Raw genomic sequence first — 16,948 nt, forward strand, 5'->3', positions numbered from 1 at the left:
CCCCCCTACCGGTACCGATAGCAACTACCTATCACCGGATATGCGGTGAACCGTGATTATCCATCCCATTCGCGACGATTCGGGGGTACCGCCTGCACGATGCGAATGGACGTGTAGGGCCTGTTATGAACGTTGGATCATAAGCGAGGCAAACCGATGGGCCAACAAGATAGCAACGGCAACGACATGCAACCCGGCCAGCGTCTCCGCCATATGTTCATCGTCACGCACCAAGCGCCGGAAGCGCGTCATCCAGGCGACGCTACGCTCTAGCGCCATAGCAGCACGACAACACCCCGCCTGGCGGTGGTCATGCTGCCGACCGCCAGGCGACTACCGTGAGCAGGGGTATCGGCTGCCAGTTGCGCATCAGGGTCGCCCTAGTCGACAACGGCGACGTCCATCGCGTCACCAGGTACCTCTTGCATACGTTGGGCCAGCGCCGCTACCTGCGCCCGGTCGTGTTCGTTGGCTAGCGTGACCACCACCACCCGCACGTGCTCCAACGTAGCCACGGCCAGGTGTACCGTCGCGCCTTTCCACCGGTTGTGCCCATCGTCGCCAGTGCGTTCTCCGCTTGCTGGTGTCGATTGCAGCGTCCGGCTGTCGACGATGACGGCACGGGGCCAGGGCATGCGATCAGTGATGTAACACAGCCACATCCGCACATCATGCAACATCTGCGCAACCACCCCTGCTGTCAGCCAGCGCTGCGTCTGGTGGGAGACGACATGCCACGATGGCAGGATCGGTGAGCAGCATGCGCCACGGCCCACCCGTGCGTAGAAGATAGCGCAGTCCATCGGACACATCGCGCAGGGTGTAGCTCCACTGTGGCGCTGCTTCGTCCATCAGCGTCAGGGGGCATGACAGCCGCCTACTCTTCATCGGAACCATCACTCGGATAAGCGTTTCGTGTCATATCCTGCTGATACACGAGCAGAACCTAAACGTCCATAACAGGCTCTAGCCGGTACTGTGTTGGCCTTTCGTTCATCCATGTAACGAGGACTTCACTCCCACGTATACCTTCAGCGGCGGGTGGAAACTATGCTTACGACCGCCCATTTCTGCGTATAGAGGAGTGGCAGTGCCTGGCTCTGGAATAACAGGCAAAGTGCCGTCTGCTTAGATAACTCAAGTTACCACCTATGCTGTGTGCAGACCACGGAGGCTGAATCAGGAATGAACAACACGACATTGCACGCAACACCGTATGGTGTAACCGCACGAATGATGTGGGGGTGCAGTCAGTTCCCATGGACATGCTACGGCACGCCGCACGGTAGCAACCGGGTTATACCCATCCTCTGTGTCCTCCGTGTCTCTGTGGTGACAAAGGCAGCAACTTGGGTTAGATACTTCAGTGACGATAGAAAAAGGCGATCCAGACAAGCCCCTCGCCGCCCTACCCGACACGACGGTGCAGAGCAGAGAGGTTCCATTGAAGTATCATTTCATCAGGCTTATGGTACAACGTTCATAACCGGCTCTGTTGGATTATGGCTGGTCTCGTATCAGCCATTCAACCTGATCGACGTAGTATTTTGTCACCAGATCACTGCTCGTCTTGAGGTAAAAACCAGTGACATACGTATATTCAGGTTCATAGATCAAATCATCCAGCCAGACATAGATCTCAGCCCACTCACCGGGTGCAATGGCGCGATTTAAACCCAAAAAATAGAGTCTGGTCTCTGGAAAGAGTGGTTCACTACTATTGGTCAATCTCCCCTCCAGACTTACCGAATTGTCATTGGGGTCCCAGTAGGGCACACGATTGCTTCCCACCACTGAAATTGTCATCCCATCATTGGCAATTGGCGTATCACCGCCGCTCAGCCGTAGTCGCAAAGCCGCTACCTGATCGCGGCGTAGCTCGATGCCGCTGTCCGGTGTAACTGTGAAGAAGAGAATACCGGTACTCTCGCTGGGTGTCACCGCAATCGCATACTGACCGAGCGCGACCACATTGGTCTGCGTGAGGGTAAGACTTCCCAGCAACGCACTGTTGGTAATACTCCAGCCGGTGCTCAGCGCATCACGGTACACTGGCAAAACCTGTAAGCTACGGATGTCATTAGCCGGCTCATTACCAGTTTCTGCCGCCGGTGTAACTGGTGGTCGGGTAGGAAGGGGCGTGCGCGTAGGCGGCGGAACGAAGGGGGTTGCCGTTGGCCGATCCTGAAAAAAGGGCGCAATAGTAGGGGTCGGTAGCCACTCAGATGCAGTATCCACACTGAGACTGCGGCCACAGCCGGTCAGGGCAATGATCAGGCAGAGCAGAATGGCAAGCCGCACGTGCATACAATCCTCACTCTCCAGGTGGCAGTACTGCCGAAATCGGAACCTGCCAGCACGAATTCATCTTCATTGTCACGTGCAGTATACCGCTCTCTCCGTTGCATCAGGCGGTATTATTGCTTACCGACTGGGGTGAAAACACCCGCCAGGGATGAACCGGGAGAGGTTTCTCTGCGGCAATTTGTGGCAAGGCGTTAATCACACCCATCATCGTGCCGACAAAGACCATACTACCGTTTTCCCAGGACATATCGACATAGGCGTAGACAAAGTGGGTAAAGATGTAGAGGGTGGCCGTCAAAGCAAAGACGCGCAATTGACCGTATGGCATCAGGCGCACCATGCGGGCACCGTAGAGCATCGTCAATGCCAGTAGAAGGATCAGGCCGTAAAAGCCAATCACCCCAATCTTCATCCAGACCCACATGATGGAGTTGTGGGTGATGTATTCCCACCACTCGAAGACGCTAATATCGGGGAGTGGAACGATGATATGAAACTTATTACCAAATCCAATACCCGTGAGTGGTGACGTGCGAATATTAAACATGATATTGATATTCTCTAAATCGCGGTATATATTCGATGCCGCATCACGGGCACTGGGTTGGCCAATAACCGAGCGAACAGCCCGGGCCAAAATACCGATTGGCCCTTGATTATTCCAGAACACAACCAGGTAAGCCATCAAACCCATCGCACCAGTTGGGGCAATGATGAAGAAGAGGCGTCGGTTCTCGATGTAGAGCAGCAGCACGATCAGAGCGAGTGCCATGCCGAGGGTGAGAAATCCGGCCCGGCGAAAGTTAGCAACCAGGCTAAAGAGCACAAACGGTGCCATCAAGGTCATCGAGAAACGCCGAGTCGCACTGTCGCGGTAGAGCCACGCTGCGACCAACAGCACAAAGAAGAAGTTGAAATGGATCGACATGGCATGTTCGGCGATCCGTTCCACCCCTTCCAGATCCCACTTCAACACATCGTGGACATACCAGACGCCGGCGACCCCCTTCGCAAACAGAGCAATTGTTGCTACCCAGAACAGGGTATTCAAGTGGGCACGGGTTTCAATTAAATTACCGGCCAGCAACAACATCAGGGGGAGATAGAAGATGGATCGAACCTCCCACAGTGCTATCACCCGATTTCCACCATTGGCCAGGCCATATGCCAGTCCGATAACGTTAAACATCAGGAAAATCGCTGCCGGCCAAAAGAGAGGGCCAAAATGGATGCGTAAGCGCCGTTCTGTCGCTGCTCGCACCAGCCAGACCACAAGCGTCCAGACGATTGCCAGCTCCTGGGGGCTAAGCGAGAACGAGTCGGAGACATACATAATCGACTCGGGGCTCGACAGATTTTTGGTGAAGGGGTACCAGGGGTGGAGCGAGCGATCACCGAAGAGCGTCAGCCCCAAAATGGCATACACACCGAAACGGGGCTGGATCGCAGTGGCAATCAATACGCCACCAAAAACCAGAAACGCGAGTACCGATTCAGGACTCATCCGCCGGCGCAGCAACACGACGACCACGCCGGTGAGTACACAAACCACCAGGAATAATACCCACCAGCGCCGCTCATTGCGGCGGGCCACAGTCATCACATCGGGATAGCGTGGAATAAGCAAGTCAAGCATATGGTATTCACCGGATACGCAAACTGCTCACCGGTCAAATCAGGTTAAAAAAGTAGTAAGCAGCCACGACAACTGCGCTTAGCCCAATCATCACCAGCGCCAGATCACGCATCCGCCAGTGAGGAGTAAGCGCACCAATGAGCAGACACAATACCAGAAACCCGACAAAGAACTTCATATCTACTCCAGTGGGATCAGGCGATGTATCCAGCGCGGGGTTGCAATGTGAGCCTGATTGAGAATAACGCCAAGAACCGGTACGTGTTTAATGTCATTCAGCGCACGTTGAACCTCGGTAACCGGTGTCACACCGTGACGAACCACCAGTGCGCAGGCTGAAGCGAGTGCAGTCAGAGCCAGCGCATCACTCGTTTCCAGCACTGCCGGAAGGTCGAACAACACGTGATCGAATTGGGAGCTGAGGTTTTCAACCAGTGCTCGCAACTCTTGACTACGGGCCAAAAGGGGACGCTGATCGGCAGTTGCTGAACCGGCTGGCAATAGAAACAGGCCAGCATAATTGGTTGGTAGTAACGCTTCAGCCAGCGATGTCTGCCCACGCAACACCTCAGCAACACCGGAACGTGGTGGTAATGAGCGTGACACTGGTTCCGCTGCCTGGCGACGGTCACGTTTGCTAACCGGTGGTGGTGGATTAAGATTGCTCAGCAGCCCCGGATGTAACCAGTTGAGTTCCAGAACGCATACTCGTTTACCGGTATCGTGAGCCAGCGTAACCGCACTGGCCAGGGTAATGTAACTGACACCTTCACCGCGTAGTGCTGAGGTAAACCCAACACGGCAGGGGAGACGTTGTTCGACCAGCAAATCGGTCAGCATGCGTCGGATCTGATCAATCTGCGATCCGGCAAAAGAACGGCGCAAATTCTCACCGACCACTTCGATGGTTAAAGAGAGAGCACTCTCTGTTACACTGGCCGGTTTCTTCCGAAATCCAAACATGGCATTGCCTCACATCAAATATGCAGGATTATGGCAAATGGTCGTTCCTCATCACCCGCAACCGGTTCAGATTCATACTTGTGGTTGGAGTGAGGGTTGTTCAGCTTCCGCTGGTGCAATGCTAGATGCAGGAACTGACATTTCCGTGCTGAATGGCACCAACGCCAGCAACGGTACACCAAGACTGTTTTGCACATCGACGGGAAAACGGAGACTGCGATCCAGCAACGCACCACCGCCGATCAGACTAGCCGACAGGAAGACACCTATCGCCACGAATATCACCATATTCTTGATGAAGCCGGCGATGGAAAATTCGGCGCGCAACGGTATCTCAGGCTGGTCGATGATCTGGTAGGTCTGACGAATCAGACTCTCGTTTTTCACCAACGCCAGACGCGCACTCTCCTCGTTCTCCTGAGCGGCACTCAACCGCTCTTCGGCGCGGGCCAGCGCTGCCTGCAACTGATCGAGCTGGAATTGCTCGCCGGGCGGACGCTCACCGCGTACCGGTTCCGGGTTCGCACTGAGAAAGTCGATCAATGCCTGGCGAGCAGCATCCACGTCAGCCTGATATGGCGCGATCAGCTCTTCAAAGAACTTTTGCGCCGCAATACTCTCCTGAAAATCGTTGTTCATCTTCCATTTCAGATAGGTGTCCATCGTTGCGACAACCATCTGATACGAAAGCTCTGGATCGTCGGTAGTAGCCCGAATTTCAACCAGCTTATCACCGAGCGTATTCACGCTAATTGTGTCACGGAAGAAGGTAAATGTCTCCCAAACCACATCTGGCCCACCGGCCATCAGTGGTTCGAGCTTGGTCTGCTGGATCGCCGAACGGACAAAAGCGTTGGTTGCCAGTAATTCATAAATTTCATTCGAGGTTGCCTGGGCTGGAGTTACCCACCATGAGACGTCGTTATTCGATGACGTCAAGGACGCCAGCAGACTCTCTTTTTCGACATAAATCTTGCCACTTGAGAGGTATTCGGGTGGCGATAAAAAGATATATCCCGCACCTATCAACAGGGCGAGTACAAACGGAGCTAGGCTGAGTAAAGGCCGACGGAAGAAGCTCTCCAGGAGCCGTAGAACGATCAAACGTACCATGTATCTCTCTCCTTACCAGAGCAGCACTTGTCGTGCCGTAGATGCTGTGTACATCATACCAACGATCACCTTCTACTGTGTGAATGGCAGTTTGTTAATTGTTCATTTAGTAGATTACTCGCACCCATTTGTGATGTGCGGAATATTGCATCAATACAAGATGGTAAGCTGCCGATGAATGCCACGTTGCGGGTAGCAATTGCGCAGAAGATAGTTAACAGTTTCTTCAGACACAACGTATCTTATAGCACAACCCGAACCAATCTGGCACAATAGAACTGAATGACATCGCTGCATTGAAGGTACATCCATGAAAGAGCGTATCGATCAGAAAGTACTACGTGTGTTAAACGAGGAATTGGGAGCCGCCCAACCACGACTCTGGCTTACCGGATGGCTGATCCGCCTCCTGCCACGCTACACCGCCTCACGGCTGCGTCCGGTTCTGCTAAGACTGGCCGGTTTTCACATTGGTGACGGCACCGTTTTGGTTGGACCTATCAGACTTCACGGTTTCGGTGCCATCCACCACAAACTTCAGATCGGTTCAAACTGCTTCATCAATACCGATTGTTTCTTCGACTTGAATGATCACATTACTATTGCCGATCATGTCAGTCTTGGGCATGAAGTCATGATTCTCACTACGTCACATCACATCGGTAGTGCTGCACATCGAGCCGGTTCGCTAACCAAAGCACCGGTTGTGATCGAGAGTGGAGCATGGATCGGTGCCCGCGCTTTAATCCTCCCCGGTGTACGAATTGGCACCGGTAGTATCGTCGCTGCTGGTAGTGTCGTGAATCGTCCAGTACCACCCAATACCCTGGTTGGTGGGGTACCGGCCAAACCGATTCGGCAGCTCGATGAGTGAGGAGATACTTGTACAAAACCGTGATCCGCTTAACCGGATCGACTCAGAATGCCATTCGACACTCTATCTGACCACCATCCCGCTGTGCCCTCCTGGTCTCGGTGGTGATTTGTTGCACCACAGAGGCACAGAGGACATATGAGGTTGAAGAAAGCTTTCAGCGCAGCACTATAGGCAAAAGGTACTGGTACGGCGTAAAGATTGTTACTGTTGTGCCACTCTCATTAACTTCCTTCGGGTCACCGTTGCCATTAGGATCAGGATCAAGACCAGGGTTAGATGTATCCGTCACGATCACATTTCCCGAAACGGCTGTAAGCTGCACACGATTAGCAAACACAATCGGCCCTTCAGGGGGTTGCACCCAAACGACCAGGCGTAAACGGGCCGTGTGACCGGCAGCCAGACTTTGACCAGGTGTCAGCAGTTGTTTGTCTGTCTGACCATTGAAGTTCGGATTCACCGTTAATGGTACAAAACCGCTCTCGTTCACATTTTCCAGGGCTATCACTTCCCATGCCTCAGCACCGGCGAAAACCGCAGCCAGATCATCTGTAGCTTGCAGGTTGCTGACCGGATCAGAACCCAAATTGCGGATTGTGATCAGATACTCCAACCGATACCCATCCTCACCATTATGCTGCGTGGCCTGGGGCGGAAAGGCGTACTTGGCAGCGCCCACACCACTTACGCACTGCTTCAAATTAATCTGGGTCATCGCAAAATCATCGCCAAAGGTGTTGTTGGTCAGGCTATCGATCTGGAGCGTGAGGCTGGTGACACCGGTTCCGGTGGTGAAGGCAAACTGGATCGGCACCCAACGATCTGGGGTTTTTGGGACAACGGTTGTGCCGACCGAGATGTTATTGACACGCAGCTCAATAATCGGGTCAGCAGCACCATTGGCACTCTTCACCGGATCGAGCAGGTTATCGAAGTAGGCAAAGAAGTTGTAGGTGGTGTTCGGCGCCACACTCACTACCTTACTCCACAGATTAACCCGCCCATTGCCGGCGCTGTAGTTCGCAGCACTGGGGTTTGAATAAAAATAGGTATTACTTGGTGGTACATCGCGTTGCTCATCACCTGGGAATGGTCGGCCAAAGAGGTAGGGGTTACTCTCAAATGGCGGGTATACAACATTCCCATTCTGGATCGAGAAACCACCCCCACCAGAGTCATCCGGGTAGATACCATCACCGCGATTGATGAGCGCCGAGCTAAAACCATTCGCGCCCTGAGCAAAATCACCGTTCTGTATCAGGTTATCTCCACCCACCACAGTGTTGGCCGGGCACCCCCCCGATCCGATGTTGTGAATTGCAGCTCTGACCGGTTGGGTAGCGACGGTATGACTCCAAAACAATATGATGATGATGATGATCGCCGTAAACGATAGTCTCATATGATCCTCCCCCTCTGTAGTCATGGACTGGTAAAGGTTAAGAAGGTCACAGCATATGGAGCAAACGTGTAGACGCGATCCGGGGTATGCGCAGTTGGCGCTTCGTCATGATTGACAGACACGGTCTCGGCTAACAGATTGCTGGCGCTCACGGTGGTGACTTTTACCTGCCATTCAGTTTCGGGTAATTCAATTGCCGCAATAAGTGGCTGGTCGGTTTTGTTGATCGCCAAAAGAGTCAGCGTTCCATCGACATGTCGCCCGGCATAGACACTTAACGTTGTCGCCGGATCAAATGTTGTCTGGACAGAGAGCATGTCATCGCCGAAATCACGCCAGATCAGCAGGGCATAATATTGCGGGTTCGGCTCGAAGGTATCGGCGTGGAGAAGACCGTAATCGGTGTCGTTGGCAGCACGCCCATTTGCTAAATCCCACTGATTGGCTATCACCACACCGTGGGTTGCCATTTGCCCAACCGTATCGGCAATGAAGAGCAGATTAACTGCCCGCCGCATCAACTGAGTGTTATCGAGGTCCTGAAAGGCGATCAGATTGTATTCAGTGACCGCTACCGGCACCCGTCGCCCCAAATGGCGCTCGAAGGCGCTGTTTAGTGCGGTCATAATGGTTGACCAGCTTCGCTGCGGTTGTTGCAAGGCGCCTTGTGGATTCTCAGGGGGCTGAAAGTATGGATAGTAATGCACCACATAAAAATCGAGCTTATCACCGGCACCGGCAATCACCCGATTCCCCCAATCGCTCCATTCATCAGGCTTTTCAACGCCAACGGCGCCAATCTGAATTGTTGGATCAACCGCTTTCATCGCATCGTAAAAGGCCAGATAGCCATCGTAAGCGATACCATTGACCGTTTTGCCGCGCAGATATTCATCAGGATCGCATGTCCAGACGTCTTCCCACCCCCATTCAGAGCAATTGGGACCAACCTCACCCTTCGCCCCGTACACTTCATTACCGACCTCCCAGTACCGTACCGGGAAGGGATCGGGACTACCGGCCTCGGCGCGTAACCTGGCCCAATAACCGACGGTCTGCCAGTCGCGGCCACGAGCGTCAACACCTATCGGTCGCTGGTCGTCAACTGCGCCATTGAAGAAGGCAACCAGTGCCGCTGCCTCTTGCGCTGAACCATTGATCGAGACCGTCCAGATGATGTCAGCATTCACTGCACGGGCAAAGCGGAGAAAATCGGATGGTTTGGCCGCCCACGGCCAGTAACACTCTTCACCACCAGTTTCACAGGCCGCCCAGGCATAGGCATTACTCCAGCTTCCCCCCGGCATGCGTAACAGACTCAGACCGAGATCAGCAGTGCGTTGAATAAATGTCTCGTCGTTCAATCGATAAGGATTCAACCACGCCGGGACGTTGGTACCCAGCAATCGGCGATCAAAAGGTCGGGCAGTAGTTGGATCGATCACAATTGTGGGCACGTTGCTGGTCGAGGTTGCAGCCGGTAACGTAGGAGCCGACGTAGTCGATAGGGCTGCCGTCGGGGTAGCAACCGGCGTCGTGGTTGATACCGGCGTGGCCACAGGAGCGTTGCACCCTGCCAGAACGAACACAAGAATCATCGTATAGAAGCGATACAGGAAAGTCATGAAAAACTCCATTAGACTACAACGATAAATGGAACGAGTGCAATAGCGATAATACACTGACTATACATACAATGCCACAGCAATCTGAAAAACTAATGGTTAGGGGTTGAGTTGCATATTCGCAGACTAGATTGCGTTGTAATGCGATAACAGGACAATAATGACCATATTTGAACAATGTTTTATGAAGAAACGGTAAGGTTAGATAATGACAGTTTGCATGCTTCGCAGGTAGACAACCAGCAATGATGTATCGAAGGATCACCCGTTGCAGGGGATCAACACTGGCAACGGGTTGGAGAGAGAATCTGTTTCACGACAGATACCTGGAGAGAGGATCGTTGCTCCGATCCATACGTTGTCCGACATCCCGCTGCAATGCACTGAGAAGTTCGTGAGAATTGTTAACCATCGCCTCATAGCCTGCGGCTCGTGCATACCTGACCGAGAGAGGGATTGACCTGATTAACACACCAGGTAGGAGCGCGTAATCTGGTCTGCTACCGATGACTTAGCTACGGCCTTCGCCATTCGGCAAGTCACAAACAGATCAGGCAATGATGACCTGTTACTAGTGACATATTCTTCACTGATAGCCCTAACGTTGTAAGGAATTTGTTCGCTGGATACGGTATAGTAATAGTGGTCACGAAACGAGCGAGGTAACCTGCCATGAAGATTGTCAAACCGAAATCGCACCATCTTGATGACAAGACAGAACGTATGCTCACCATCTTTGCCGAGCGTCGTTTTCAGCGCACCCGCGCCAATCAGCGTTTGCGGCTGGCATTGTCGTGGTGGGTGATTCGCACCAAACTGCTCTCGCGTCTTAAGCGTGTGTTAGATGTAACGGTGGCAGTGATTGCGATTATTTTGACGTCGCCAATCATGCTGATTACAGCACTGTTTATCAAACTCGAATCACCGGGACCGGTGATCTTCAAACAGGTGCGTGTCGGCAAAGACGGTGAACATTTCTATTGTTATAAATTCCGCTCGATGTACGTTGATGCTGAACAACGGCTGCGTGAATTGCAGGCCAAAAATGAAGCCGATGGCCCGGTATTCAAGATGAAGCGTGATCCTCGTGTAACGCGGGTCGGTCGGGTGATTCGGAAGCTCAGTATCGACGAATTACCACAACTCTTCAATGTATTGAAAGGCGAGATGAGCCTGGTTGGGCCGCGCCCTGCCTTACCAAGTGAAGTTGCGAAATATACCTACGAGCAAATTGGGCGCTTACACGCTATTCCCGGCATTACCGGCTTGCAACAGGTATCAGGGCGAAGTGATCTCGACTTTAAGCGTTGGGTTGAGCTTGATTTGCAATACATTGCCGAGCAAAGTATCTGGAAGGATATTGAAATCCTGTTACGCACCATTCCGGCAGTTCTGCTGGGACGAGGTGCTTACTAACCGGGAAGACCACCATGCGCAAACTTCTCGTTATTCTGGGTGTGCCGATTGATAATTTGACCATGGCTGAAGCGCTTGATCGTTGTGACGAGTTTATTGCGGAAGGTCGAGCAACCGGACGTCTACACCAGATTGCGACGGTCAACGCCGATTTTGTGGTCAATGCGCTGCACGATCCCGAACTGCGGCGTATCTTGCAAGAGGCGGACATGGCGACTGCCGATGGAATGCCGCTGGTCTGGGCATCACGGTTATTGGGCGGTCCACTGCCAGGGCGTGTCACCGGGGCCGATATGGTGCCGGCGCTGGCTGAACGGGCAGCCCAGCGCGGTTATTCGATCTTCTTTCTAGGTGCACGGGAAGGTGTAGCGGCAAAAGCAGCAGCCATCTTGCAAGAGCGGTATCCCGGGCTTAAAGTCGCCGGGGTTCTGTCACCCCCCCCCCGATCAGTCCTGGAGATGGATCGCTCGATTGTCGAGACAGTGAAGACTGCACAACCTGATATTTTACTGGTTGCCTTCGGTAACCCGAAACAAGAGAAGTGGATTCGCATGTACGCCCACGAGCTGCGGGTACCAATTGCTATTGGCGTTGGTGGTACGTTTGATATGATCGTTGGTGTCACCAAACGCGCTCCGCTTTGGATGCAACGCAGTGGGTTGGAATGGGTGTACCGACTCATCCAGGAACCAAGCCGCTTGTGGAAACGCTATGTACACGATTTTGTCTACTTCGGATATTTCTTTTTCCGGCAGTGGTGGGCAATGCAACGGGGAAGTGCCCTGAGTATGGTGCCCAACCCGGAACCGGTGCAGGTGCCACCGCCCATCGAGCCGGCAGCCCCACCGATACCATGGCCAGTGCTGACTGTCGGGCATCGCCTCGACGTTAATAATCTGGAGCCATTCAGACAGGAAGCGTACCGACTGTTGAGTGAACAGCACTATCTCATTCTCGATCTGAGCCAGACCCAATTTCTCGATAGTTCAGCACTTGGCGCACTTGTTGCTTTGGCCAAACAGGCTCGCGCTAAAGACGGCGATCTGTTCCTGCTCAACGTGCAGGAACCAATTCTCCGTATTCTCGACTTACTCAAGCTAGATCGCTTCTTCGAGCGCTTTTCTGATTTGTCGGCCATCGCGGACCGGATCACGCAGGAACAGCCCCCCCTGCCGGCATCGTCAACCACAACGCACGGCTGGACAATTATGTCCGCACCACGCCTGTTCGATGCGGCGACCGCAACCGCCTTCCTGAACGAAGCCAGCGCAAAACTTGATCAAGGCGAACGTCTAATCATCGATTGCGGTGGCACGACCTTTATGGCCAGTGCCGGCATGGCTGCGCTGGTCAAGCTCGACCGACTGGCCCGCGAGCACAACAGCGCCCTCCGCCTTGCCGGTTGTTCACACGATGTGCTGCGGACACTGCAACTGGTACGCCTCGACCAGGTCTTACACATCTTTCCAGATGTCACGGCGGCAACAACGGCACCTTTGCCTGACACCTCTGTAGCCACTGAAGGAGCCTGAACCGATGACTATTGCTTTCATCATTGCTACGGCTGAAGAGCGTCGGTTGGCCCCCTTAACCGACGTTGCACCTGATGTGTTATTACCGATTGTTGACCACCCGGTGATGGCGACCACGATAGAAATTCTGGCTCGTGCCGGTATCAAACGCATTCTGATTGCGCTCCACGAACAGAGTGCTCCTATTACTGCGGTGTTCGGTAGTGGCAGACGTTGGGGTGTTGATATCGAGTACGTTTCACTGAACGAAGCGTGGGCGGATGGCGGTGCGCTGCGCTGGGCAGCACCCCTCATTCACGAGACCTGCCTGGTCATTCCGGGAAACGCGATTATTGATGTTGCGATAGAAGCAGCGCTTGATCACCACCAGCGGCAGGGAGCACTACTGACGGCGATTACCCATCAACCTCACCCGCATCAGGCCACACCGTATGCAGTAATCGCGGCTGATGGTCAGATTAGTGCCGTGCTCGAAACACCAACCGGGACTGATGTCGTTGCCCTTACCGGAGCGTATATCGTGGAGCCAGCGCTGATCGAACAAATCCCGCTCCGCAGTCGATGTGTGATCGCCACCGATCTACTACCGCGCCTGATTGCCGGACAAACACCGATACAGAATTTTACCTTCAGTGGTTACTGGAACCCACTTACGACGCTTACCGACTATTACGCAGCTCAACAGGTCTTCCTCTACAGCGCCTATCGAGCGCTTGATCCCAACGTCACCGACGGCCCTGCGGACACAGTTCGCTATCCTTCGCTCAGTGGACGCAAAATTGCCCCAGGCATCTGGGTAGGACGTAACGATTCCATCCATCCGAGTGTACGGATTGCGCCCCCCCTGTACATTGGCGACAACTGCTGGATCGGGCGTGAGGCTGAACTCGGCCCGGGGACGGTTATCGGTAGCGGTTGTATGGTTGATGATGAAGCCACCGTTACGACCAGTATCGTTTGGAGCGACACCTACGTAGGACAACTGGTCAATCTCAATCAACGGATTGTCTATCCAGGGATGATCGTAGACCCGGATACCGGTGAGCAGACAGCAATTGTCGACGCCTTTCTCATCGGGCGGGTTTCAGCGGTGACCGCCAGTGTTGGGCGATTTGCCAGTTTCCTGAATCGACTCGCTGCACTTCTGCTCTTGATTCTGCTCAGCCCATTGGTTTTACTGACGGGTATCCTGGCTACTCTGGGGAGTGGTGGACGACCACTGGTGGGGGTCGCACGGATTGGTGAACGGATTATCTTGCCTGATGGTCACATGACTCTGCGGCCTTTCACTCTCTGGCGCTGGCGCACGCGCCACGCAGACGGGCGCTACCGCTGGTTTGGCAGATGGCTGGAAACGTATGAATTGCACCGTTTACCAGAACTCTTAAGTGTCCTGCGTGGTGACTTGCAACTGGTCGGCGTCAAACCCTTGACGCCAAACGAGGCAGTCCGGTTAAGCGAGGAGTGGCAGCAGCGACGGCACGATGTGCCGCCTGGAGTGACCGGTTTGTGGTATATTCAGGCTTCATCCGATGATCTCGATGCAGTGATAATTGCCGATGTATACTATAGCGCGACACGCTCGTGGCGAAGAGACCTTGACCTGTTGGTTCGGACCCCGGTTGCCTGGCTACGCCGGGTAACAAAGGCGTATCAAACTGTCAGATCGTCATTGACACCCGATCTGACCCTACCACCTAACCGATAGGTCAGACTGTCGCCGTTACTGACCGGCAGTTTGCGCTACTTAAGGAGGATTTAGACTATGGAAATGAAGCCACGGACAGTCGGGAATGTGGCCATCCTCGCCATTGCAGGCCGACTTGATGCCAATACCGTGCCACCAGTCCAACAATGGCTGGAACAGACGACAGGAGCACCTGGGGCACGGGTACTGGTTGATCTGAGCGAAACGACGTTTGTTGACTCAACCGCTCTGGCAACCCTGGTTTCGGCATTAAAGCGTTGCCAGCAGGGGCAGGGTGAATTTGCGCTGTGTGGCCTGCGACGACCCGTGTTAATGATATTTGAATTAACCAGACTTGACAAAGCCTTCAACATTTTTGTTGATGCCGATCATGCACTGGCTGTCTTGAATGCCTGAGAGAACTACCATGCTCGTCTCGTTGCTCAGCTCGCAGTATACACGCTTTCAGGCTCTGGCCGAGGCCTGGTTAGCCCAGGGGGCGCAAACGTTTGGCGTTTACGAACAGGGGCGTCCTTTGGCCTATTGGCCGGCAGGTCAGCGTATGCTCCCGCCTGATCTGACAGCGGCTATCTATCGCTACGATGAAGTCATCGGTGAACTGCGACTGACCGGCTTACGCGACGAGGCGGCACAGCAACGGTTACAGGCAGAGGCGGGGCTGATTAGCTATATCGTCCAGCTTGAGCATGAACTGCAATGCATGACCGCCGATCTGGTTACCAGTCAGGATCAACAACTGGCGTTGTATCGATTAACGCAGGCCATGCGCGATATGGTAACCATTCGTGAAACACTCCAGGCCGTCGTCAATGAAGCACTTCGCATGCTCAAGGGGCGAGCCGGGTTTGCAACCTACGTTGCGGCCAATGGTGGTGAACCGATTGTCGTGCAATCTTCTGCCTGCGGCTTGAACAACGAGGTCATCTGGCGCCTGTACTGGCAACTACAAACCGAAGATCGGCCATTGCTGCTCAGAGAAGATGATGGCGATTTGCGCCGACCGCCCGGTGTTCACAACTTACTGCTGCTGCCAATACGAGTGCGCGGCATGATGATGGCGAGTCTGGGGATTATTGATCGTGCTGAAGGCTTTGGCACACCGGAGCTAAAATTAGGCCGCGCAATCACCGATCATGCCAGCGCACAAATTGAGCGTATCCTCCTGTACCAGGAAATGGTTGAGCAGGCCAGACTACGCAGTGAGATGGATCTGGCCCGGCGTGTCCAGACCGATCTCTTGCCCCGCACGTTACCGGAAGTGGAAGGTCTGGACATTTACGCATATTCGCGGCCCGCACTCCAGGTAGGAGGTGATTTCTTCGATTTTATCAACATCCCCAACCACCCCTTCATCTTCACGATTGGCGACATAAGTGGCAAAGGGGTCTCTGCCGCTTTGCTCATGTCGATGACCCGAACCGCTCTGCATAGCAAAGCGCAATTTATGCCATCGCCGACACCAGCATCGGTGATGCGGAAATCCAGTGAAGACCTGTACAACGATTTTACCCGGATCGGCGTCTTTGCGACCATCTTTGTTGGGCAGTATGACCACAGCAATCGTGAAATTATCTATACCAATGCTGGTCATGCACCGGTCATCTACCGACCACACCACGGCAAAGCAGAGTTGCTGCTAGCCGACCACACCGCAGTTGGTGTACTGCCGGTAAATAACTTTCAAAACCGTTATCTGGCGATGAGACCGGGAGATCTGCTGATTGTTGCCACCGATGGTCTCAGCGATGCCCGCAATGCCGATGATGAACTGTTTGGGATTGATCGCCTACTGGCGGCTGTCGATGAGCTGGCCGAACAACCGGCACGGGCAATTGCCGATGGCTTATTCAGCGTGGTTGATCGGTTTAGCGCCGGTCATCCCCAGGATGATGATCAGACGATCATCGTAATCAAAGGAGTGGCGCTGTGAGCCTGCAACACAAGGAAGTGATCCGGCTCGATCTGCCGGCTCGTTATGCCTACTTGCATCTCCTGAGCGAAACAATTGCAGAGTTGCTACAACAGGTAGGTGCAGTTAATGAAACACTAATGTATAATATACAACTCGCAGCCCACGAAGTCTGCACGAACATCGTTAGCCACGCCTATCACAACCGGCAAAACGGTGAGGAACGGATCAGAGTCACACTCGCCTTGCATCCACAACCGGCTCGCCTGGAAATTGAGTTGCACGATACCGGTGAATCGTTTGATCCGGAGCTGGTACCACAACCGAATCTGATTGAAGCACAAATTCACGGCTACGGTCTCTTCTTAATTCGCCACTTGATGGATCACGTTACGTATACATCACGTGCAGACGGTAACTACTGGCATTTGGTGAAGTATCTGGAGTCGAGGAGATAAAC

General features: G+C 53.6%; 14 protein-coding genes and 1 pseudogene. 7 read left to right on the top strand and 8 right to left on the bottom strand.

Going from position 1 to position 16,948, the window contains the following annotated elements:
• Positions 1-123 precede the first annotated feature (123 nt).
• From VAE57_RS15450 to VAE57_RS15475, 6 genes and pseudogenes are all read right to left on the bottom strand, one after another.
• A pseudogene (locus tag VAE57_RS15450) lies at positions 124-922 on the bottom strand (transposase).
• A 578-nt stretch (positions 923-1,500) separates the two neighbouring features.
• A complete protein-coding gene (locus tag VAE57_RS15455; RefSeq protein ID WP_322822755.1) occupies positions 1,501-2,307 on the bottom strand; it encodes a hypothetical protein in 807 nt (268 codons plus the stop codon).
• Between the two features lie 100 nt (positions 2,308-2,407).
• Positions 2,408-3,943, bottom strand: a complete 1,536-nt coding sequence (locus tag VAE57_RS15460) for an O-antigen ligase family protein (protein ID WP_322822756.1) — start codon at positions 3,941-3,943, stop codon at positions 2,408-2,410.
• Between the two features lie 34 nt (positions 3,944-3,977).
• Positions 3,978-4,121, bottom strand: a complete 144-nt coding sequence (locus VAE57_RS15465) for a hypothetical protein (protein ID WP_322822757.1) — start codon at positions 4,119-4,121, stop codon at positions 3,978-3,980.
• 2 nt (positions 4,122-4,123) lie between these two features.
• Positions 4,124-4,906, bottom strand: a complete 783-nt coding sequence (locus tag VAE57_RS15470) for a CpsD/CapB family tyrosine-protein kinase (protein WP_322822758.1) — start codon at positions 4,904-4,906, stop codon at positions 4,124-4,126.
• Between the two features lie 72 nt (positions 4,907-4,978).
• The gene (locus VAE57_RS15475; protein WP_322822759.1) at positions 4,979-6,019 is read right to left on the bottom strand and encodes a lipopolysaccharide biosynthesis protein; all 1,041 of its coding nucleotides are present in this window, start codon (positions 6,017-6,019) and stop codon (positions 4,979-4,981) included.
• A gap of 310 nt (positions 6,020-6,329) precedes the next feature.
• On the opposite strand from VAE57_RS15475, the gene VAE57_RS15480 reads away from it, so the two are divergent.
• A complete protein-coding gene (locus tag VAE57_RS15480; RefSeq protein ID WP_322822760.1) occupies positions 6,330-6,893 on the top strand; it encodes an acyltransferase in 564 nt (187 codons plus the stop codon).
• A gap of 157 nt (positions 6,894-7,050) precedes the next feature.
• Here the strand turns inward: VAE57_RS15480 and VAE57_RS15485 are convergent, their stop codons facing one another.
• Positions 7,051-8,298, bottom strand: coding sequence for a hypothetical protein (locus tag VAE57_RS15485; RefSeq protein WP_322822761.1), 1,248 nt, complete (start codon positions 8,296-8,298; stop codon positions 7,051-7,053).
• A 20-nt stretch (positions 8,299-8,318) separates the two neighbouring features.
• Entirely contained in the window at positions 8,319-9,923 is a 1,605-nt protein-coding gene (locus tag VAE57_RS15490) for an alpha-L-arabinofuranosidase (RefSeq protein ID WP_322822762.1), read from the bottom strand.
• A gap of 672 nt (positions 9,924-10,595) precedes the next feature.
• Between VAE57_RS15490 and VAE57_RS15495 the strand changes: the two genes are divergently transcribed.
• Genes VAE57_RS15495 through VAE57_RS15520 form a run of 6 tightly spaced genes read left to right on the top strand, consistent with a single transcriptional unit; the run spans position 10,596 to position 16,946 of the window.
• A complete protein-coding gene (locus tag VAE57_RS15495) occupies positions 10,596-11,339 on the top strand; it encodes an exopolysaccharide biosynthesis polyprenyl glycosylphosphotransferase (RefSeq protein ID WP_322822763.1) in 744 nt (247 codons plus the stop codon).
• 14 nt (positions 11,340-11,353) lie between these two features.
• Positions 11,354-12,871, top strand: coding sequence for a WecB/TagA/CpsF family glycosyltransferase (locus tag VAE57_RS15500; RefSeq protein WP_322822764.1), 1,518 nt, complete (start codon positions 11,354-11,356; stop codon positions 12,869-12,871).
• A 4-nt stretch (positions 12,872-12,875) separates the two neighbouring features.
• Positions 12,876-14,579 carry a sugar transferase gene (locus VAE57_RS15505; protein WP_322822765.1) on the top strand — a complete coding sequence of 568 codons (1,704 nt, stop codon included), beginning with the start codon at positions 12,876-12,878 and terminating at the stop codon, positions 14,577-14,579.
• A gap of 57 nt (positions 14,580-14,636) precedes the next feature.
• A complete protein-coding gene (locus VAE57_RS15510; RefSeq protein WP_322822766.1) occupies positions 14,637-14,975 on the top strand; it encodes an STAS domain-containing protein in 339 nt (112 codons plus the stop codon).
• 10 nt (positions 14,976-14,985) lie between these two features.
• Positions 14,986-16,509, top strand: coding sequence for a PP2C family protein-serine/threonine phosphatase (locus VAE57_RS15515; RefSeq protein WP_322822767.1), 1,524 nt, complete (start codon positions 14,986-14,988; stop codon positions 16,507-16,509).
• Entirely contained in the window at positions 16,506-16,946 is a 441-nt protein-coding gene (locus VAE57_RS15520; RefSeq protein WP_322822768.1) for an ATP-binding protein, read from the top strand. Before VAE57_RS15515 ends, VAE57_RS15520 begins: the two co-directional genes overlap by 4 nt.
• The last annotated feature ends 2 nt before the right edge of the window (positions 16,947-16,948 follow it).

Origin of the sequence: Chloroflexus sp. (assembly GCF_034434295.1) — a bacterium.
Lineage (GTDB): Bacteria > Chloroflexota > Chloroflexia > Chloroflexales > Chloroflexaceae > Chloroflexus.